This window comes from Mucilaginibacter dorajii, from assembly GCF_024808255.1.
GTDB lineage: Bacteria > Bacteroidota > Bacteroidia > Sphingobacteriales > Sphingobacteriaceae > Mucilaginibacter > Mucilaginibacter dorajii.
Genome location: NZ_JANTYS010000006.1, coordinates 1 through 21838 on the forward strand (window position 1 = coordinate 1; position 21838 = coordinate 21838).

Genomic DNA, 21838 nt, shown 5'->3' on the forward strand with positions numbered 1-21838 from the left:
AGACCTGTATAGTTCATCTTAGGACTAACAGAATACCTTGTATAGTATTTACAGGATTTACTCACAAATCTGTATAGCTATTTCCGGACGGGTCACATAGTGCAAATTGGCCCATAATCGGACACATAGTTGTAATGTAACCGAACATTTCTTTTTATAGGGCTTCATTTTAACTAATTGATTGTCAATTAATTATTATATTGATGGCATGTATTTGGTGCCACTAAATCATTCAGTTCTTGGAAAATGTCAACCTTTAAGTGTCACCGGCTAACCCGATGAAGAATCTTCGTTCAGAATGACCTACTGTTCCCGAAGAGAGTTTGAGCGGCGCGCTGTAAATGAATGAATAAGTGAACCAATAAACATACAACGTCATGATCAGGAATTATTTTAAAGCCGCGTTCAGGAACCTTTGGTGTAACAAGGCGTTCTCTGTAATCAACATCTTGGGCCTCAGCGTAGGTCTGGCCTGCTGCATGCTCATCTTTCTATATGCCATGGACGAGCTGAGTTACGACAGGTTCAATGCAAACGCCGCCAACATTTATCACCTGGCAGTTAACTCTAAAAGCCCGGATGGAGAGGTACACAAATTTTCGGGCACAGGCAACATGCCTGGTCCAAGCTTTAAACGGCAGCTTCCTGAAGTTGAGGATTTTGTGCGTATATATGGCACCGATTATACCGTTAAACGAGACAATGAGGTGTTTGATCAGGTAGCATTGTTTGTCGACAGTAACTTCTTTTCCGTTTTTACCTTTCCAATGCTATATGGTAATCCGCAAAATGCGCTTAATGCGCCCAATTCCATTGTGCTCTCGGAAGAAATAGCAGAAAAATATTTCGGTAGGGGAAATCCGGTGGGGAAAACACTCGATCTGAAAGTGCACAATAAATTCCAGCCATTCACGGTAACTGCCGTAACCAGAAAGTCGCCTCAAAACTCGTCGATCAAGATCAAAATGTTAGTGCCGCAGAAATTAAGAACAATGGACGATCATTGGCTTAACTTTTTTCAAAACACTTTCCTGGTGATAAGGCCTGGCACGGATATCAGGCAATTGAATGCAAAGATCAATAAGGTATACCTGAGTGATGCTGCAAGCCAGATTAAAGAGTCTGGTGATAAGGATAAAATAACGTATGTACTGCAGCCTCTGCTTGCCATGCACACCAGTACCGATTATCCGGCCAATAACGGTTTGTCGGATGCCAGTAATCCAACGTATTCCTACATCCTGACTGGTATCGCTTTATTTATTCTTGCCATAGCCTGTATTAATTTTGTGAATCTTACCGTTTCCCGTTCGCTCAAGAGGGCCAAAGAGATCGGAATCCGCAAGGTGATGGGTGGTCTGCGCAAACAATTGATCATGCAGTTCCTGGGTGAGTCATTTATGCTAAGTTTTATGGCCTTTGTTTTGGCGATACTTTTGGTTCAGCTGGCGCTGCCCTTATTTAATGTGCTGACCAACAAAGTCTTGGATTTTTCATACCTGCTCAGCTTAAAATTGGTGGCCGGTTATATTGGTATTTTCCTGCTGACAGGTTTGTTATCCGGTTTTTACCCGGCATTGGTATTGTCGGGCTTTAGCCCGGTGCAAACATTGTATAACCGCACGCAATATGTCGGCAAAAATTATTTATCAAAAGGCCTCGTCGTACTGCAGTTCACCCTGGCTACGTTCCTAATCATATCCACTGTTACCATTTATTCTCAGTTCAATTACCTGATGAATTTCGACCTGGGCTATAATGATAAAAATGTGGTATCGATCTTCGCTTTTAGTATTGATAAGGCCAAGTTTTCCACTTTCAAAAACGAATTATCAAAAGATCCGAATATCCTTAGCGTAACTGCCGACCAGGGGGGCGGCCCATGGGGAACTTCGGCAGTTATCAACGGCTCCCGGGAATTCGGGTTTAATCTGCAACATATCGATGAAGATTACCTGCCTTTGTTCCAGGTACCTATCGTAAAAGGTCGCAATTTTTCAAAAACAATGGTTTCTGACAGCGCTGGTTCGGTACTGGTGAGTGAAGAGTTTGTGAAGAAGGCAGGCTGGAAGAACCCGATAGGGCAGACGGTTGATTTCGCTTCCGATAAAAGGAAATACAACGTGGTTGGTGTGGTAAAGGATTATCATTACCAGTCACTCACTGAAAAAATGTCACCGGTTTTGTACAGCATGAAGCCGGATTATCCGTGGGGGAATATCTTTATCCGGATCAATGATCAAAATAAACCAGAAGCGTTAAACCATATCGGGCAAGAATTCAAAGCGGAGTTCCCGTTCATACCTTATCAATATAAATTCAAAGATGATGAGGTTGCCGAACAATATGATAAAGAGGCTAAATGGAAGCAGATTATAACCTTTGGCGCTGTGCTCACCATTTTCATCTCGTGCATAGGCCTCTTTGGCCTGGCCACATTGTCTGCAGAACGTCGCAAAAAAGAGATAGGAATCCGTAAGGTGCTGGGTGCCAGTGTTGAACGAATTGTGAGGAAGCTTTCTGCCGATTTTTCCGTTTTGATTTTGATTTCCGCTGTAATATCAACGCCTGCAGCACGGTGGACCATGCAAAGGTGGCTGGAAAATTATCCATATCGGATTACGATGGACGCATGGGTATTCCTGTTGGCGACAGTATTTGTATTGCTTATAGCACTGATAACGGTAAGTTTCCAGACCATCAAGGCGGCAGTAGCAAACCCGGTAAATAGTTTACGAAGCGAATAGGCCATTCTAAATCCTTTCATAAGTGGATGGCTTAAATTGTGTTTTTCTTTTCGGGAGTTCATTTGCCGCTGTCTGTAGTTTCAAACCACAGATAAACTATGTTTTTACACGCAGTTTTCGAACACCTTTATGGAAGATTTGAAGAAAATAGCCCCTATAAATGCTCAATTATGAAGCAATAATTTAACTGTTTATTACTTAACCTGACACAAAGCGCGAACATAAGGCACAAAATGGTATGGCTAAGCATTCCAGAATACCCATTTATGATAGCCATTTACATCAATTACCCGCATATAAAGGGAAGTGAACAGACGTTGGTACAGGTAGGTACATTTTTCATTTGTCGGTATATATTTTTCTTTTTCTAACGGGAAAGACCTCAGTTAAACCCGGCAGCTTTTATTACAAGCCCTGACATCTGCAACAAGCCTAAAAGGGTTAATATTACATTAACAAAATGTTATTCTATTTAACTAAGTTTGTTTTAAGTAATTAAGATTATTGAAAAAGGGGTTGGACTATATAAATGAATGGGATGCATTTGTTCAGGCAGAGAACGAAGCGGCATTTCATGAACTATATTGTCACTATTTTAAATACCTGTCATTTATCGCACTAAAAAAGGGCTTCCCGGTAAATAAGGTTAAAGATAACATTAATGATCTCTTTCTTTGTTTATGGGAAAAAAAGGGGCAATTAAACAACGTGGTTAATTTTCATAATTATATTGTTTCATCCTTTCTACGAAAATTATATCGCAAAGAAAATCTTGAAATTGATGAAAGTATGTTTGTTGAAACTGTGCCGGGATTACAAACTTATCCTTCAGTAGAAAGCCAGTATATTGCCCAGCATACCCAGGATGATCTTAGCCGGATACTGAAGATTTTTGTGGAAAAACTTCCTGATAAGCAAAAACAGATGATTTATCAGAAATTTTATCTTGGGTTATCGTACAAGGAAATTTCAGAAACTAATAGTATTTCTATCAATACGGTATACAATACCATTTATAAAGCACTTGAAAAACTAAAAATAGAAATCGGAAAAGAGAATCTTTCTGCCTTTTCGCTTGCGTTAGCACTGCTTTCCCTCCTTTGTTTAATTTATTTTCAAAAAATTTCATAAAAGAATAGTGAAAAACTGAAAATCTGCACTCTATTGCTTATAAACACGATAGGATGCAGGAGAAAGATATTTTCAACCTTTTAACAGACGAAGGTTTTTGCAATTATTGCCTTAAAACTAATGCTGATGATGTAGAATACTGGGAAAACTGGTTGGAGGAACATCCCTCTGAGCGCGAAAATATTGAATCGCAAAAAAACTTAATAATTTTACTGGCGAATGAAACCGCAGCCCAGGTAACACAAAGTGAATATCAGAAACTGCAGCGGAGAATTCAGCTATCTAAAAAAAATAATCGTAAAATATTTCCACTAATAATGAGATGGGCGGTAGCTGCTTCTTTGATAATCTCATTGTCTTTTGGATATTACTTTTATCATAAAGCCCAAAACAACCGGCAAATCGCCACCACTATTTCAAATAAAACTGCACCGGGTAGTACTAAAGCAATACTTATCCTGGCTAATGGTCAAAAAATTGAATTAAGCGCCGCTGCCAATGGAACAATTGCCACACAAAGCAACACTGCGATCAGAAAGACAAATGATGGCAGGATAATTTATGATGGTGACAGCAAAAGTTTACTTTATAATACTACTATAACGCCACGAGGCGGCAAATTTGATTTAACGCTTGCCGATGGTACTAAAGTTACTCTTGATGCAGCGTCTTCCATAAAATATCCGGTTTCTTTCACCGGCAAAGAACGAAAAGTAGAAATAACCGGGCAGGTTTATTTCGAAGTAGCGCATAACGCTGCTAAGCCATTCAGGGTTTTGACCAGGGGCCAAACAATCGAAGTTTTAGGAACACACTTTAATATTAATGCTTATGACGATGAGCCAACGATAAAAACTACATTGTTGGAAGGTAAGGTAAGCGTTAACTATCTGGGTATAAATGCGCTGCTAAAACCTGGCGAACAGGCATCAGTAAAAAGTGGAGTTAGTGATATCCGGGTAAAAGCTGTAGATACAGAACTGGTAATAGCGTGGAAGAACGGATTGTTTCGATTTAGCAAGACAGGTTTGCGGTCGGTTATGAGGCAAATATCACGCTGGTATGATATGGAAATTATTTACCCTGAAACACTAAAAAATACTGACCTGTTTGAAGGGAGTACCCCAAGATCAGCAAATGTTCAGAGTATCCTCCGGAAACTCGAAGTAACCGGTCATGTGAAGTTTAAGGTTGATGGAAATAAAATAATTATTCTAAATAAATAAACTTCTAAAAAATAAAAAACGATTTAAATGAACGGCCTATGATAAAATAAAACTTACTCAACTCCACCCAGCCGAAAATAAAAAAGCGGAAGTGTTTGCACCACCCCCGCCAAATTTTTCCGGTTTGTCTGCCCCCTTAGCGGGAAATAATTCTTGTCAAAATATTTACATAAAACCAGTTTTCAAATGTATAAAAAAATTAACCGATTTTTTTGTGTTCCGTCGGGCTATCTCAGCAAATTCCTGTTTACTATGAAGCTAACAACTCTTATCATTTTAGTAAGCTTGATGCAGGTTAGTGCTTCAAGCAGAGCTCAGAATGTGACTTACTCTAATAACCTGGCATCATTAGATAAGCTTTTCAATGAAATTGAAAAGCAAACAAGTTATCACGTGTTATGGTCATATGATAGAATAAAAAACTTTCCTTTTTTTCAGGCCGATTTTAAAAAAACTCCCGTTAAGGAGGTACTGGATAAAGTATTTCAAGGTTCAAATCTTGAGTATGTGATTGAAGAACAAACAATTCTGATCAAGGAAAAAGATAATAAACCTGATCATAAAGCCGAAAGTTCTGCTAACCTTATCCGAATGATCACAGGGCGCGTTGTTGACGATAATGACAAGCCATTACCTGGGTTAACCATTACCAATAAAAAAACTAAAAAAATATCAGTCTCCAATAGCCAGGGGGAGTACCAGATTGCTGCAGACGACGGGGATGTATTGTCCTATAGTTTTATTGGATTTAAGACTGTTGAATTTACTGTAACAGCCGGGAGGTCCACTTTTGATTTAAAAATGGAATTAAATACGGCCTCTTTAGGTAACGTGGATGTTGTTGTAACGGGTTACAGTAATAAAAGAAAAAGTGAGCTTACAAGTGCCATCACCGTGGTTTCGGCCGAGAAGCTTAAGGATGTAACCTCCAATGATCTGGGCTCGATGTTGCAGGGAAAGGTGGCGGGCTTACAAGTCGTCGCCTCATCCGGCGCGCCAGGTTCGGCAGCCGAGATCAGGTTACGCGGTATATCGTCCGTTAATGCCTCTCAAAGCCCGCTTATTGTAGTTGATGGGATCATCGGCGGAAATTATGATCCCAATGATGTTGAAACGGTAACAGTATTGAAAGATGCAGGTGCTACCGCCATTTACGGTTCACAAGCCAATGCGGGTGTTTTGATTGTTACCACCAAAAAAGCAAAGGATAACCAAACACATTATGAAGTGAAGGCAACAACCGGTTTCCGGCAGGCGGATTTCGGGAAAATGCAAATGATGAACAGTAGTGAGCTATATAACTATCAAAAACAGCTTTATAGAGATTACGTACCGGGAGCTTCAGATAATTCCTATGTGATTGATATCGTAAAGTTTCAAAATGAAAGGCCTGCATCGGTGCTTAACACTAATACCAATTGGCTAAATACAATGTTTACCAGGGCTCCGGTTCAGAATTACTATTTTTCTGCTATAGGAAAAACCGCAAAAAACGAATACGCTTTCGGAACCACCTTTTATGAAGAAAAAGGAACCTTTAACAATTCTGACTACAAACGTGTCAATCTTCGTGCCTCGTCTATTTATCATTTTACTGATAAGATCAGCCTGACCAACAATGTAAATATTAGCGGCACCCAGGGGAAAAGTTTTGATTACACTGATATGTACAATGCGTATCTTAACTTGCCTTGGGATAATCCCTATGATGCAAATCATAGCCCCATTTATGTAGATGGTAATTCAACCTTTAAATGGTGGTCGAGAGATAAGACCAACCCTTTGAACACGATAGAGAATTCCAGCCACCCCTATAAAAATTTTGATGTAAACTGGGATGCTACCCTAAGCCTTCCAATCACCAAATGGCTAACATTCTCCAGCGCCAACCGGCTTTCTGCATATTATTTCTCCAATTCAACCTTTTATAGTCCGGCAGTTGCCGGAACCTATCATGGAACCGGCTACTTAAACCAGCAAAGTACATTCAATTATGGTGGTATTTCCACAAACTTGTTGCGGTTCAACCTGCAATATGGTGATCATACCATCAGTGGTTTGGCGGGTGTGGAATTTGAAGGGAGCCAGAATAATTTCATGGGAGCCTCTGGAAAAGGATTACCCACTGGTTTGAGCGTTTTAAATGTTGTTTCCAACAACCAGGCTGTGAATGGTTATTATAACGACTATTCCATTATTTCATATTTGTCTCAGGCCAGCTATAGCTATAAGAACCGTTATTTTCTGACCGGATCGTTCCGTGTCGACGGCTCATCGGCGTTCCCTCCGGGAAATCGCTATGCGTCCTTCCCCTCTGTTTCGGGAGCGTGGTTAGCCAGCAATGAAGATTTCCTGAAGGGGAATAATATTGTTAATAACCTGAAGCTAAGATTGAGCTATGGCGTTACAGGAAATCAGGATATAGGTGCTTCCAGGTATTTAGGTCTCTATTCGCTTACCAGTCAGTACAATTCTACTGTTGCCGCAACTCCTCTACAACTGGCCAGTCCCAACCTCACCTGGGAAAGCAAATATCAGACGGATGCAGGTATTGACATTGATTTATTCAAAAGGCTTTCGCTTACCATCGATGTTTATCATAACGTAACCAAAAACCTATTATTACAGGTTTCCCAACCCTTATCTGTTGGATTTGAGACCAGGTGGGCGAACATTGGCCAGGTGGTTAATAACGGCCTGGAATTTGGGATCTCATCTACTAATATCAAAACAAAAAATTTTCAATGGGTGACCGACTTTAATATCAATTTCAACAGTAATAAACTCAGGGATCTTCCTTCTGATATCATCAAGATAGGCCAGCTTCATATTCCACAGATATACAGTAATGGAGGTAATCTTTACGAGTTCTATTTACCTAAATGGATGGGTGTTAATGCCCAGACAGGTGCACCACAATGGGAGGTTGAAACAAAAGATGCAGCAGGTAATATCACCAAATCAGTTACATCAGACTATGCATCGGCAACTCAAGAGAAATTAGGGTCTGCATTACCAAAGTTCCAGGGCGGGTTTAATAATACTTTTAGGTATAAAAATTTCTCTCTTGGGGTAAATGCTTACTTCCTGAGCGGCAATAAAATCTATAATAACAACCGCTCCATTACGATGAACGATGGTCATGAGCCTTATCTCAATCAAATGGTTGCACCTAAAGGAACCGTATTGTGGACCAAACCAGGCGATATTGCTACAGAGCCCAGTTATCAGAACGCGACTAATTCAACCAGCCCATCATCAAGATACCTGGAAAATGGCAGTTACATTAATATAAGAAATGTATCTATCGGTTACTCTTTGCCTAAATCTATTGTGAAAAGTTTAAGGCTTGATGAGGTCAATTTATCTGTGACCGCAGATAATCTGCACACCTTCACCAAATTCACTGGCCAGGATCCTCAAGCAACGATAACTCCCGGAATTTATGTAACTCCCGGAGTATCCGATTTTAAATATCCTAACAATCACCAGTATCTTTTTAATATCAATATCAGATTTTAACTATTGCAGCGATGATAAATAAAATATTTATAGTTATTTGCTTGTTAACTGTCGCACTGACAGGCTGCAAGCTTGAATCGAATCCAAGTGATTCGATCACTACTGAATCCATTACTAAAACAGCCGACGGTTTAACCAATGCCGTGAATGGGGCCTACTCATTGTTTAAGGATAAACTTTCCTTCAATGATAGCCAGGACGACAATTTGATGTATTTAAGAAATTTTTATCAGTTAAGCGATTTTGCCTCTGATGATGTTGTTTGCGGGCAGGTAACAACAGACCCACTGTTTTTAAGTTTTTCTTTGGAGCATTCTCCTACTCAAACCAATGCCGGGTATTTATGGTATATTTCCTATAAAATCATTAATACGGCTAATACCGTTATTGAACAGGGCGAAAAAGGCAGCGACCAAAGCGCGCTTACCAAACAATTGATAGGTGAGTGTTATTTTCTGAGGGCATACTGCCATTTTAACCTGGTTAGGTTATTTGCCAAACCTTACACCGTGGATCCCAATGCACCAGGCATTATTTTAAGGACCTCATCAACAGATAACCCTCAAAAGGCCAGGGCCAGCGTAAAGGACGTATACGCTTCCGTAGTTCAGGATGCTATTAAAGGAGTTTCTTTGATGAACCAGGCAAGGGGAGTGCAATATGGCTCTAAAGAAGCCGCCGAGGCCTTGCTTTCGCGGGTGGCGCTTTACCAGGGGGCATACCAGGACGCCATTAATTATTCAAACCAGGTTATTAATTCGGGAAGATTCACTGAAGTAACACCGGCAACCTACCCAACCATGTTCTCTAATGCAATGGGCAGTACAGAAACAATTTTCTGTATTGCCTTCACCACATTAGATGATTATGGGAAATTTGGTTCTATTGCTTCCCAGTATTATTCAGATGGTAATTCAGGATGGGGAGAGGAGTTCGCTTCAAAGCCATTGCGTGACTTGTATGCCCAAAACCCAACCGACATCAGGATAACCAATATAGTGCCTTTAAAAGATGGAAGTGGTAACATTCAGTTAAAAAATGGCATACCCACTTATTATGTTAACAAATTTTCATTCCAGGGTGGAAGCCCGACGCTAAGCTCACCGATACTTTTCAGGCTTTCTGAGATGTACCTAAACCGTGCGGAAGCTGAGGCAAATCTTAATCAAACGGCAACTGCGCTTAATGATGTGGATATGATCCGTAAAAACAGGGGGCTGTCAAGCGCGCTTTATAATGGCGTAGTACCGGCTAATAGCACCTTGCTGCAGACTGTACTAAAAGAAAGAAGGTTAGAACTTGCTTTCGAAGGGCACCGCACCTATGATGTTTACAGAAATAAGCAAAGTATGAACCGTACCTACTGGGGGTACCATCTCCCCGGTCTGAAAGAAAGTGATATCAATTTGAGCGTAGACCCGGCCAATTACACGGGAATGATTATTCCATACACCAGCACGAAGATCATTTATTACCTGCCGATAGACGAGATACTTTCCAACAAATTAGCAACCCAAAATCCATAATCCTAATTAAAATTTAAGAAAATTAGTTATGAAAATGATCAACAAAATTGTACCATATTTATTGCTGCTATGCTTAGCACTCACCTTTGGCGCATGCAGGAAAAACGATAATGTGGATACCACGGATGTAACCTTCACCATCAGCCAGGCCGGCTATTCAGTTACTTATAACAATACTACGGCAAATGCCAAATCTTTTGCCTGGACTTTTGGCGACGGTGGAACATCAACCGATAAAAGCCCTACACATATCTACAAAACCAAAGGCAAATTTGTGGCAAATTTATCAGCTACATTAACAAATGGTAAGGAGATAAGCGGTTCAACAATCATCAACGTGTCTAAAAGTTCACCAATTGTATTGAACGATAATAGCCTTGCCGATTGGGATACCATATCAAACCACGTTACACCTACAGCAGACTTAGGCAAAATATTTAAAACAGCCAAGTTTGATTATGACAGTCAGAATGTTTACTTCTATATGGAAGTACAAACCACGGTAGCGGCAGGTAACATCTTCGATTTTTATTTGGATACTGACAATGATTCAACCACCGGCCTGCTTACCGGGACTTTCGCAGGCGGAGGTTACGATTATTTATTAGAAGGGCCGTTACTATCAACACCCAACGGATTGGACCAATACCAGCATACCGGCGCACAGAGTGCTTTCAGCTTTAATTCGGTTGGCATAGCTGAGTTCTATACCTTAGGTACTGTACAGGAATCAAGCGGCATAGTGAAATTTGAAATGGCCCTGAGTCGGGGTAAAGTTGGTGGTTTAACGGGTAAGGCGTTGCGGTTTGGCATAATTGTAAGTGATAAGAACTATAATGCGTTGGGTTACATGCCAGGCCAGAATCAACAGGCTATCACGCTGAACATCAGTCAATAACAATCTGGTAACTATAGCAGTAAAGTTTAATGGAAAACATTGTTCCCAAAACGTCAAACAGGCTCATCTCTCTGGATGTAATGCGTGGCCTTATTATGATATTACTGGCCGGCGAAAGCTGCCTGGTGTATGAGAAGCTAATGGCCTTGCATCCAGGATATGTTGCCAACGGCTTAATAAGTCAGTTTTTCCACCACCCATGGCATGGTTTGCATTTTTGGGATTGTGTGCAGCCCGCATTTATGCTGATGGCAGGTGCAGCAATGTACATTTCATTCCAATCAAAAAAAGCAAAGGGCGTAACGTGGGAGCAAAACTTTAAACACATAGCTATACGTTCGCTTAAACTATTTCTATTAGGTACAGGATTGCATTGTGTTGCTGCCGGCAAGCTTGTTTTTGAGCTTTGGAATGTATTAACACAGCTATCCGTTACTACATTAATAGCTTATCTTATCATTAACCGGTCCTTTTGGTTCCAGGTTGGTTTCTCGGCAATGTTATTAGTGCTTACAGATATTTTATATCGAAATGTACTTATGCCAGGCTACAATCAACCTTTTGTGGAGTTCCACAATTTTGGAGCTTATGTGGATACCGTATTGATGGGTAAGATTAATGCGGACGGCTGGGTAACCATCAATTTTATTCCAACGGCAGCGCACACCATTTGGGGAGTATTGGCCGGTAAGCTGTTAATAGCTGATAGGCCTGCCCGTCAAAAGATCAGTTGTTTAATAATAGCTGGTGTAATAGGTTTGGTATTAGGCTACGGCCTTGATTTTGCAAACATTACCCCTATTATAAAAAGGATCAGCACAAGTTCATTTGCCCTTGCTTCTGGCGGGTGGGTATTACTGGTGCTGGCCTTTTTATACTGGCTTGTTGATATAAAGCAGGTAAATAAATATGCATGGGTTTGTATCGTGGTTGGCATGAACTCCATATTTATTTACCTGTTTTTTGAAACAGCAGGAGCACAATGGTTCAATGGTGCCATAGGCATATTTGTTAAAGGATTCCTTGGGTTTACGGGTATATCTACAAAAGTTATTGCAGTTTTTTCGGCGCTGGTTGCCTTATTCACAGAATGGTACCTGTGTTATTTTTTAAGTAAGCATAAAGTGTTCATTAAGATATAACTCAACCTTAATATTTCAACCAATTATTGGCTAAAAAAAGATAAAGATGAAAAGCTTGATGATTCCTATTGCCTTTTGTTTGGTATTTACAGCTGTAAAAAGAGGAAACCGACCCATGCAAATATGGCGAAAGCCCGCATCATTTTGTTTCAGCCGGGTTGATCGGTTACGTCCATTTAAACTTGTTATCATTCAGAAAAATGAATTATTAGATTATGATTATTCAAAAATTAAGAAAACGAATCATTGCCGCTTCGTTGATCATGATGCCGTTTTTTTCAGCGGCTCAGCAAGGGAGCCAGGGGCAGCATTTCAAAATATTAAAAGGCGAGCAGTGGTACGGTGGTACGGTTGACGAAGGGAGCCAGGCACCTTATCAATCAGGCTACAGCTATGATCTTTCGGGGTATAATAATGATAACCAGTCGGCACCGCTTTTACTTTCTTCTTTGGGAAGGTATATCTGGAGTAATCAACCTTTTAAATTTTCCATTTCAAAAGAAGAACTGCTGATTTCAGGAAACCTCGACAGTGTGAGTTTGCATAATACGGGAAAAACCCTGGCCGATGCTTTCCGGGCAGCAAGCCGTGCTCAGTTTAAGGCCAGCGGATTGATGCCCGATAGCCTGTTGTTCACCAGCCCGCAGTATAATACCTGGATTGAGCTTGTTTACAACCAGAATCAAACTGATATCCTAAAGTATGCCCATGCCATCATTGATAACGGATTTCCGCCCGGTGTTTTGATGATCGATGATAACTGGGCAGATTACTATGGCAAATTCGCCTTCAGGAAAGACCGGTTCCCGGATGCGAAACAAATGATCCTGGAGTTACATCAATTGGGGTTCAAGGTCATGATATGGGTTAGTCCCTTCATCTCGTCGGATACGCAAGTATTTCGCGATCTGAATGAAAAGAGATACCTCATCATAGATAGTAAAGGCGATAATAATCTTAAATGGCAGAATGCAAGCAAACCGGCGATCATCAGCTGGTGGAACGGTTATAGCTCATGTCTTGATTTTACAAATCCAGGGGCGTTGGCCTGGTATAAAGGCCAGCTCGACGGTATGATGTCTCAGTACGGAATCGATGGTTTTAAATTTGATGCCGGGGATATCGAATTTTATACTGGTGACATATTGACCTATCAAAAAAAGAACGCTAATGAGCAATGCGAGAGCTGGGGCGCATTTGGAGCTTATTATAAGTTAAATGAATACCGCGCCATGTGGAAAAGAGGTGGCCAACCGCTTGCGGAGCGCCTGCGCGACAAAAAACACAACTGGACCGATCTGAAAAAGCTGATCCCGAATATGATAGCCGCAGGGTTGCTGGGTTACCAGTTCACTTGTCCCGATATGATTGGTGGCGGGGAGTACGGTTCATTTATCGGCCTCGCTAAATTTGACCAGGACCTAGTGGTCCGGTCTGCCGAATGCAGTGCTTTAATGCCCATGATGCAGTTTTCGGTTGCTCCCTGGCGCATCCTGGATAAAGAACACTTAGCGGCCGTGAAAAATGCAGTTCTGTTACGGGAAAAATATACCTCTTATATCCTACAAACAGTAAAAGAATCGGCCAAAAGTGGCGAGCCCGTTGTCAGGAACCTGGAATATGTTTTTCCGGGGCAAGCCCTTTCAGCAGTCAATGACCAGTTCATGCTTGGTAATCGTCTCATGGTTGCCCCGGTTCTTGACAAAATTTCAACCAGGATTGTGGTATTTCCTAAAGGAAAATGGGTAGGGCAGGACGGGAGAATATTCAAAGGACCGCTTAAGGCAGAGATCCGGGCAGCGATAGGGGAACTTCCAGCCTTCGACAAAATAGATTAATTAACCATGATTTTATTATGAAAATGAAGAATATACTAATTATAGCGGCCGTGTTGACCTGCCTGCTTACTTCCTGCAGCAAAAAGGAAATACCCATGAAAAGTACCAGCACCGGACCTGTAAGTGTTACCTACACGGAAAGCACAGAAGATATTGTTAACCCGGAGCGGGGTTTTTATCAGTATGCCGAAATTCATGCATCTGATTATTATCCGCTTGACCAGGCTACATTGGCCGCGTACCGGACGGTTCATCCAATCCCGGATGCGAAGTATTCTGTTTCCAGCAGTCTTGTTTTCCTCGAATATGTGCTGGATAGTTTTAAAAATGCCCCCCTGTCTGCAGATTTTTTGGCCAGGCTGAACAATGACTGTGCAACTGCCAGAGCTGCAGGTGTTAAATTAATACCCCGGTTTGTATATGTCAATACCACGCAAACAGGCAGTTGCCCTGCCGGCTCAATATGTCCTCCTTACGGCGATGCATCGAAAGCCATTGTTTTGGGCCACATTGCCCAATTGAAACCCTATTTTCAGCTTAACGAGGACGTAATAGCCTGTGTGCAGCTTGGTCTTATCGGGATTTACGGCGAAGGTTATTACACTGATTATTTTGGCGATGCATCCGAAAACGCACAAGGGAAATTATTAGATGGCAACTGGAACGATCGTAATGAGGTTATCAAAGCCATGCTTGGTGTAATACCTGCCGACCGGATGTTGCAGGTACGGTATCCCCAGATCAAAGAAAGATATGTTTATGGTATTTCTGCGAATGTGATCTCGGCGGCTACGAGTGAGGATGAAGCCTTTACGGGTACAGACAAAGCACGGATCGGACTACATAACGACTGTTTTTTATCAGGCCCAAATGATGTAGGTACGTATGTTGACTACGGCAATTCGGCTACGCCGCTACAGGATGCCACATCGGCACTCCGCAATTTCGAGAGTTATGACAGCAAATATACGGTTGTAGGTGGCGAAACCTGTGATAACTCCTATAGCCCGCAAAATGATTGTGGCCCCACCGGAACGGCGCAAACAGAATTTGCCATGTTCCATTACAGCTTTCTTAATGCGCAATATAACCTAAGCGTTAACAATGACTGGGTTACTGGTGGCTGCATGGACGACATTAAAAGTAAACTGGGGTATCGGTTGGTTTTAAAAAACGGTTCTTTTCCGGCGCAGGCAGCCGCCGGGAGCCAATTGGAGGTTACAATTAACCTGCAAAACCAGGGTTATGCATCGCCTTTTAATCCAAGGCCGGTTCAACTCCTGTTGAGAAACCAGTCGGGCGGCAAGGTGACTGTTATACCGTTCAATACTGATATCAGGAAATGGTACACCGGAGACGTGGTACTGACAGAAAAACTTTCCCTGCCGGGTGACCTGGCAGCCGGCACATACGATCTCCTGCTGAATTTGCCGGATAAATTTGCGAGCCTGTCATCCCGCCCGGAGTATAGTATCCGGATGGCTAACGGCGATACCTGGGAACCCACAACCGGTTACAATAAACTGAATGCCTCACTGATCATCAAATAACGAATACCTATGAATAAGATACTCAATATCGGGACGGTGAAAAGCACGTCGATCATGGAGCTAATCGCGTGTTTCGGGAAAATAAGTGGGCAAAAGCTCAATTATAAAACTGGAAGGCTACGGCCCGCGCTTATGGTTGTAAACGATAAATTATACGTATGACCAGATATATTCACCTAACTATTTTCTTACTGCTTGCTGTTACAGTAAAGACCGTGGCGCAGGTAACCTATCCCGGCACCGATCCAGGCAGCGCTGTTTGCAGCGCCCAAGGGAATGTTATAAGTATAAGTAATCAGGTTTTGGCCCTGCAATTCAGGCAAGGCACAAAAAAACTGGCTTTAGAAAGTTTTACTGATAAAGCGACCGGAGACCGGTTAGCCATCAGGAATTCCCCTTTGTTCAGGATCGATTTGCAGCAAGGCGGGCTCATTACCTCGTCGGAATTTACGGTGATTGGAAAAGGGATTCAGGTTCAGTCGGATACAGGCAAGCTCCCGGGAAAAAAATTGGTAGCCGTTTTGTATAACCAGCGAATAGGCTTAACTATTAATTGGGAAGCCCTGCTTGGAGATCACGCCAATTATGTCCGGCAGGTCATCAGCATCAGGCCCGGCAGCCCAGTCCGGATTGAAAGCGTAAGCATGATTAGTATCAATAATGGCAAAGGCTTTTATAAAGGTGGAACAGTAGATGGATCACCGTTGATCAGGGGAAATATGTTTTTTGCCATTGAACACCCCATGAGCAGCTCGGGCGTGCGCCATGGACAGGTAACAGCAAAGATCTCCCGGCTTGACCCGGTTACTACCTCTGCACCGCTTATGGTTTCGGCAGTTTGGGGAGTAACGCCCAAAAATCAGTTAAGAAGGGGTTTTTTATATTATGTTGAAAGAGAGCGGGCCACTCCATATCACCAGGTGCTGCATTATAATTCATGGTTCGATATTTCTTATGATACTTTAAAACTGAATGATTCCCTATGCCTGGACAGAATCGGGGTGTTTGGCGACAGCCTGGTAAAAAAGAGAAGCGTGAAGCTCAAGGCTTTCCTTTTTGATGACGGGTGGGATGATCCCCGCTCACTCTGGAAATTCAATTCCGGCTTTAGCGAAGGGTTTAGCAAGGTTCGTTCCGCTGCAGAAAAGCTAAATGCAGGCATCGGCGTTTGGATCTCTCCCTGGGGAGGTTATAATGAACCAAAACAGCAACGCATTGATTTTGGTAAAACACAGGTGCCTCCTTTTGAAACAAATGAGAACGGTTTCGCATTGTCGGGACCGGTTTACAAAGAGCGGTTTACATCCGTCACTACAGATTTTGTGCAAAAATATAACGTGTCTATGTTCAAATTTGATGGGGTGGGAGCCGGGAACGGAGCAGGCGGCGCCAGCTTAAAATACCAAAAAGATATTGAGGCCCTGCTGCAGCTGATCTCTGGTCTCCGGGCTATAAAATCCAATTTATATTTCAGTTTAACAGTTGGTACCTGGCCATCAGTTTATTGGCTGAAGTATGGAGATGTGATTTGGAGGGCAGGGGAAGATACCGGTTTGGATGGACAAGGGCCTAAGCGGCAGCGTTGGATCACTTACCGGGATGGACAGGTATATAAAAACATTGTTAAACGGGCGCCTTTATACCCGTTAAACGCGATTATGAACCACGGAATAGTCATCGCGGGCAATGGCCTGCCAGATTCCCTGGAAATGGATGATAAGAATATCCAGGACGAGATATGGTCCTTCTTCGGCACGGGCACATCACTGCAGGAGTTATATGTAAATCCCCATTTGTTGAACAGCGCCAACTGGGATTGTTTGAGTAAAGCAGCAAAATGGTCACAGCGTAATGAATCCATTTTCGGTGATGTCCACTGGTTGGGCGGTGATCCTGCCAAAGCCGAGGTGTACGGCTATGCTGCATGGAAACACGGTAAAGGTGTGGTTACGCTGAGAAACCCCGGCACGAAAAAAAGAAAGTACCAGGCCGCCGTGTCGCAATTGCTGGATATCCCACAAGGTGAAGGGGATAACTATGTATTTTATGATGCAAGGTCCCAGGATCACCATCAGGTTAGCCAGGGAAGGCAGCTAACTATTGAACTTGAACCCTTCCAGGTATTGGTAATGGACGCTATAAAATTAAAATATTAAATGTGCCTGGGTGCTGGAAATAAACCGCCTTCCGTTTAAGGCATTCTTCAAAATAGAGTAGTTAAAATGACAAATTTAGATTTATACGATATCATCAATGCGTTCAACATCCGGGGCAAGGTTGGCGGGGTAAAAGTTTATGGTTCAGGGCATATTAATGATACCTACCTATTGAAAAATAGAGAGCCGGGCCTTCCTGATTATCTGCTCCAAAAAATCAATGACCATGTTTTTAAAGATGTGGAGGGCTTGATGTCAAATATTGATCAGGTGATCAGCCATCTTAAAAGAAAAGCCATCGCGACACCTGCACTGGACCCCGAACTTAATGTATTAACCCTGGTTAAGTGTAAGAATGGCCGTTTATCACTGGTTGACAATAATGGTGGCCACTGGCGGATGTTTTATTTCATGAGGGAAACGCTAAGCTATGACCAGGTCAGTACTGAAAATCAGGCTTTACAGGGTGGATTGGCCTTCGGCAGCTTTTTGAGCGCGCTTGCCGACCTGGACCCGGCACTGTTGATCCAGACCATTCCCGATTTTCTGAATATAGAAAAAAGACTTAGAGATCTGGACATTGCTATGCACGCGGATGCTGTGGGGCGGTTGCCATCGGTAGGGGAAGAGATGAGGTTCTTACTGGAAAGGTCATCGAAAATGATGAATATCTTGCAATTGGGCCGGGCCGGAGTGTTGCCACTTCGAATAACACATAATGATACCAAATTTAATAATGTGCTGCTCGGAAAGGATGACCGTTTTCAATGTGTGATCGATCTGGATACCGTAATGCCGGGATATACCGCATATGATTTCGGGGATGCGATCCGGACGATCATCAACCAGGGAAGTGAGGATGAAAAGGATCTTTCAAAGATTAGGTTAAATATTCCCTTGTTCACCGCTTTTACCCGAGGTTTCCTTGCCAAAACATTGTCATTCCTTATAGAGCAGGAGGTTCAATCATTGATCCAGGGAGTTTTACTCTTGCCCTATATGCAGGCTGTCAGATTCCTGACCGACCATCTTAACGGGGATATTTATTATAAAATAAATGCTAAGGGACATAACCTCCAACGCACCAGGGCCCAGATTCAGTTAGTGAAGATGCTGGAGGAACATGTTGGGGAATTAAACGGCATTATCTTAAGGGAATGGACTAATATCAAAAATACACCATCGGCGATTAAAATATAACATGAACAGGCTAAATCTATTAGACAAGACCAGGTATGATTAAAGTAACGTGCGGCGGGTATATCGCTTAGCTCTTGTGCCAACGGGAAACAACACCCGGTTAACCTTATGATTTCAATATGGAACGGAAAAAAATTACAACCATCAAAGAGATTGCAAAAGTGCTCAACGTTTCTACTTCAACTGTATCCAGGGCCCTTAACGGACATCCCGGCATCAGCCCCGTAACTACTGATAGGGTATGCAAAGTTGCCAGGGAACAGGATTATATTCCCAACCGGGCTGCCATATCCTTTAGCAAAAGGCGGTCCTATACATTGGGGCTGATCGTCCCTGAGTTCTCAGAACCGTTTTTCTGTTCCGCATTTACTGCGATAGAAAACATCGCGTCCACGCATAACTATAATATCATGATCGGGCAATCCTATGACGATATGGAAACGGAAATCAAGATTGTGAAGAAGTTCATGAACCATCGCATAGATGGGCTGATTATCTCTATCGCCAAAAAAGGCAGCGACTATCAACAGCTATCAGCACTTGAAAAACTTAATATTCCCGTGGTGTTCTTTGATTGCGTTTCTGACCGGACAGATATTCATTTTGTAGCATCCAATCTGCAAGCCGGGCTTTTAAAGGGGATCCATGAGCTGGTAGCGGCAGGGCATCACAAAATAGCGTTAATAAACGGACCAGCTGCCCTTTCTGCGAGCAGGCAGCGGTTGGTTGCCTATGTTAAGGGGCTTAAGGAGCATGGGATTGAGCTGAAATCCGACTTCATTGTAGCAACCGACCTTTCACGGGAAGGAAATTTGTCGGCTTTGAATAAATTGATTGAACTGAATGATCCCCCCACAGCGGTCGTCGTTTTTAATGACTATGTTTTTCTTGATTGCTTCGGAGTATTAAATTCTAAGGGATTAAAAGACCTTTTTCAATTCATCAGCTTTGGGAACCTGCCGGATTGGGGCTTGTTTGAGCACAGGCCATTTGGCTCTATAGAACAATTTCCGGCCGAGCAGGGGAGCATCGCAGCCAACATCCTGATACAGTTAATGAATGAAATGTCTGTTGAAGAACAGGCTCCGGTTAGATGTTTTCAGAAATATGTCGATTCAGATATTATCTTTTTCAGGGACAGCGCAAAAGTAGATTAAGCAACCGTTTGCATACGATAGAACAATCGGTTGCATGGCTTAATTGCCTCATTTTTAGTGCTGTAATGCCTGTACGCTACTTCGGCTATTTGTAAATTGCTTACTAAATTATAAACTAAACACAACAACTATGAGACACTTCCTTTTCGCGCTCTTATGTTTATCCGTTTGCGCCGGATGTTCAAAACAATCCTCGTTAAAACCGGTAACAAACACTTCGGTCACAACAAGTCACCTGTCTGTTTCGTCTGTCACCAGTTATTATGTCAATACCTCGACGGGTAATGACGCCAATTCAGGGCTTTCTGCAACCAGTGCCCTTAAAACTATCCAGGCAGGGCTCAATAAAACCACGGAAGGAGTAGGTGCTACCATTTATGTAGCCGCAGGTACCTATTACGAGCGATTGAACTGGCCGCATTCAGGAGCGTCTGGAGCCCCTATCACGCTCACCAGTTATAACGGAGGGACTGTAAACGTGGATGGCAGTACCACCAATTCTTCACTAATCCCGCTGTTAAATGTTTCCAGCAAGAGTTATATCCGGATTGATCACCTCAATTTTACGAATGATATCCAGGCTTTTGCCAAGGGCATATATATAGCCGGATCGGGAACTGATGTGCAGGTAACTTATTGTAAGATCACCAATGTTGGCTGGACTACCAGTGCAACGGCCGTTCCGTCTTCTACGGACAATGCTAACCCACTGAATGTAGTTGGCACCGGCACCGGTTCATACAACCAGATCTACATTGGCAGTAACCAGGTTTACAATTGTAATACAGGTTACAGCGAAGGCCTTACCCTGGCCGGAAATGTGGAGATTTTCCTGCTGGAAAACAACATTATTCATGACATCCCCAACATTGGCATGGATATGACGGGGCACTATTCCTGGACAGGCGCACCCGCAGCAGTTAATTACGCCCGCTCAGGAAACGTAAGACATAATACGGTTTATAACTGTGTTTCTCCGGTTGCAACTTCTGGCGGGATTTATGTAGATGGCGGCGCTTATATCAATATTGAAGGCAATACCACTTATGGCAATGGCGTAGGGATCACTGTAGGATGCGAGAACAATAATTATAACGCAGACAACATTAACATCCGCGATAACTTAATTTACAACAATGTGAATGCGGGAATATTGATAGGTTCCAACCAGTCGAACGGAAAAGTTACCAATTCAACAATCTCTAATAATTCTTTCTTCAAGAACGTTTCTGCCGGAGGATATGACGGCGAGATAGATATCCAGAATACCGACCATTTAAACATCATTAACAATATTGTACAGTCAAGGAGTAATGTTGTAGTTATCGCGCTGTTGAATTATACATCCACAAACCTTACAATGGATTATAATAATTATTATTCGCTGTCGGGTACCTCGGGCACGATAACATTTGACTGGGGTGGGATCAATGGACAAGGTTACTATTCATTGGCCAATTTTCAATCCGCGTTGGGTTTAGATGCACATTCAACATATGCGTTACCAGGATTTACAACGGCAACCCTGCCCACACCTAATCTTCATTTGACGAGCTCGGCAACGGCTTGTATCAATAAAGGTTTACCATCTTTTACCGCAGCGCCTGGCGAATATGATATAGACAGCCAGACAAGAGTGCAAAACTCGCGGGTTGACATCGGAGCTGACGAAACGGCCTATTAGAATTTATTATAATACAGAAGTTTGAAAAAGGGGCGGAGGTTGATACCCCCGCCCTCTTTAA

The 21838-nt window shown here is 42.5% G+C and carries 13 protein-coding genes; all 13 read left to right on the forward strand.

What is annotated here, in order from left to right; translation table 11 throughout:
* The first annotated feature begins 377 nt into the window (after positions 1 to 377).
* The 13 genes from FHS10_RS09590 (at position 378) to FHS10_RS09650 (ending at position 21777) form a co-directional block, all read left to right on the forward strand.
* A complete protein-coding gene (locus tag FHS10_RS09590; RefSeq protein WP_259089844.1) occupies positions 378 to 2747 on the forward strand; it encodes an ABC transporter permease in 2370 nt (789 codons plus the stop codon).
* 504 nt (positions 2748 to 3251) lie between these two features.
* Positions 3252 to 3878 (forward strand): RNA polymerase sigma factor, encoded by a 627-nt coding sequence (locus FHS10_RS09595; RefSeq protein ID WP_259089846.1) that lies wholly within the window; start codon positions 3252 to 3254, stop codon positions 3876 to 3878.
* Between the two features lie 53 nt (positions 3879 to 3931).
* Positions 3932 to 5104 carry a FecR family protein gene (locus FHS10_RS09600; RefSeq protein WP_259089854.1) on the forward strand — a complete coding sequence of 391 codons (1173 nt, stop codon included), beginning with the start codon at positions 3932 to 3934 and terminating at the stop codon, positions 5102 to 5104.
* A gap of 252 nt (positions 5105 to 5356) precedes the next feature.
* On the forward strand, positions 5357 to 8626 hold the full coding sequence (locus tag FHS10_RS09605) for a SusC/RagA family TonB-linked outer membrane protein (protein ID WP_259089858.1): 3270 nt from the start codon (positions 5357 to 5359) through the stop codon (positions 8624 to 8626).
* A gap of 11 nt (positions 8627 to 8637) precedes the next feature.
* The gene (locus FHS10_RS09610) at positions 8638 to 10152 is read left to right on the forward strand and encodes a RagB/SusD family nutrient uptake outer membrane protein (protein WP_259089860.1); all 1515 of its coding nucleotides are present in this window, start codon (positions 8638 to 8640) and stop codon (positions 10150 to 10152) included.
* Between the two features lie 28 nt (positions 10153 to 10180).
* Positions 10181 to 11050: a PKD domain-containing protein gene (locus tag FHS10_RS09615; protein WP_259089861.1), complete on the forward strand. Its 870-nt coding sequence runs from the start codon at positions 10181 to 10183 to the stop codon at positions 11048 to 11050.
* 29 nt (positions 11051 to 11079) lie between these two features.
* Complete coding sequence (locus tag FHS10_RS09620) at positions 11080 to 12192, forward strand: acyltransferase family protein (protein ID WP_259089862.1); 1113 nt, start codon at positions 11080 to 11082, stop codon at positions 12190 to 12192.
* A gap of 215 nt (positions 12193 to 12407) precedes the next feature.
* Positions 12408 to 14030, forward strand: a complete 1623-nt coding sequence (locus FHS10_RS09625) for a glycoside hydrolase family 31 protein (protein ID WP_259089865.1) — start codon at positions 12408 to 12410, stop codon at positions 14028 to 14030.
* Between the two features lie 23 nt (positions 14031 to 14053).
* On the forward strand, positions 14054 to 15580 hold the full coding sequence (locus FHS10_RS09630; protein WP_259089866.1) for a DUF4832 domain-containing protein: 1527 nt from the start codon (positions 14054 to 14056) through the stop codon (positions 15578 to 15580).
* A 158-nt stretch (positions 15581 to 15738) separates the two neighbouring features.
* Complete coding sequence (locus tag FHS10_RS09635) at positions 15739 to 17736, forward strand: hypothetical protein (protein WP_259089867.1); 1998 nt, start codon at positions 15739 to 15741, stop codon at positions 17734 to 17736.
* A gap of 66 nt (positions 17737 to 17802) precedes the next feature.
* Positions 17803 to 18936, forward strand: a complete 1134-nt coding sequence (locus FHS10_RS09640) for a phosphotransferase enzyme family protein (RefSeq protein ID WP_259089868.1) — start codon at positions 17803 to 17805, stop codon at positions 18934 to 18936.
* A gap of 119 nt (positions 18937 to 19055) precedes the next feature.
* The gene (locus tag FHS10_RS09645) at positions 19056 to 20093 is read left to right on the forward strand and encodes a LacI family DNA-binding transcriptional regulator (RefSeq protein WP_259089869.1); all 1038 of its coding nucleotides are present in this window, start codon (positions 19056 to 19058) and stop codon (positions 20091 to 20093) included.
* A gap of 130 nt (positions 20094 to 20223) precedes the next feature.
* Complete coding sequence (locus tag FHS10_RS09650) at positions 20224 to 21777, forward strand: right-handed parallel beta-helix repeat-containing protein (RefSeq protein WP_259089872.1); 1554 nt, start codon at positions 20224 to 20226, stop codon at positions 21775 to 21777.
* Positions 21778 to 21838: the final 61 nt, after the last annotated feature.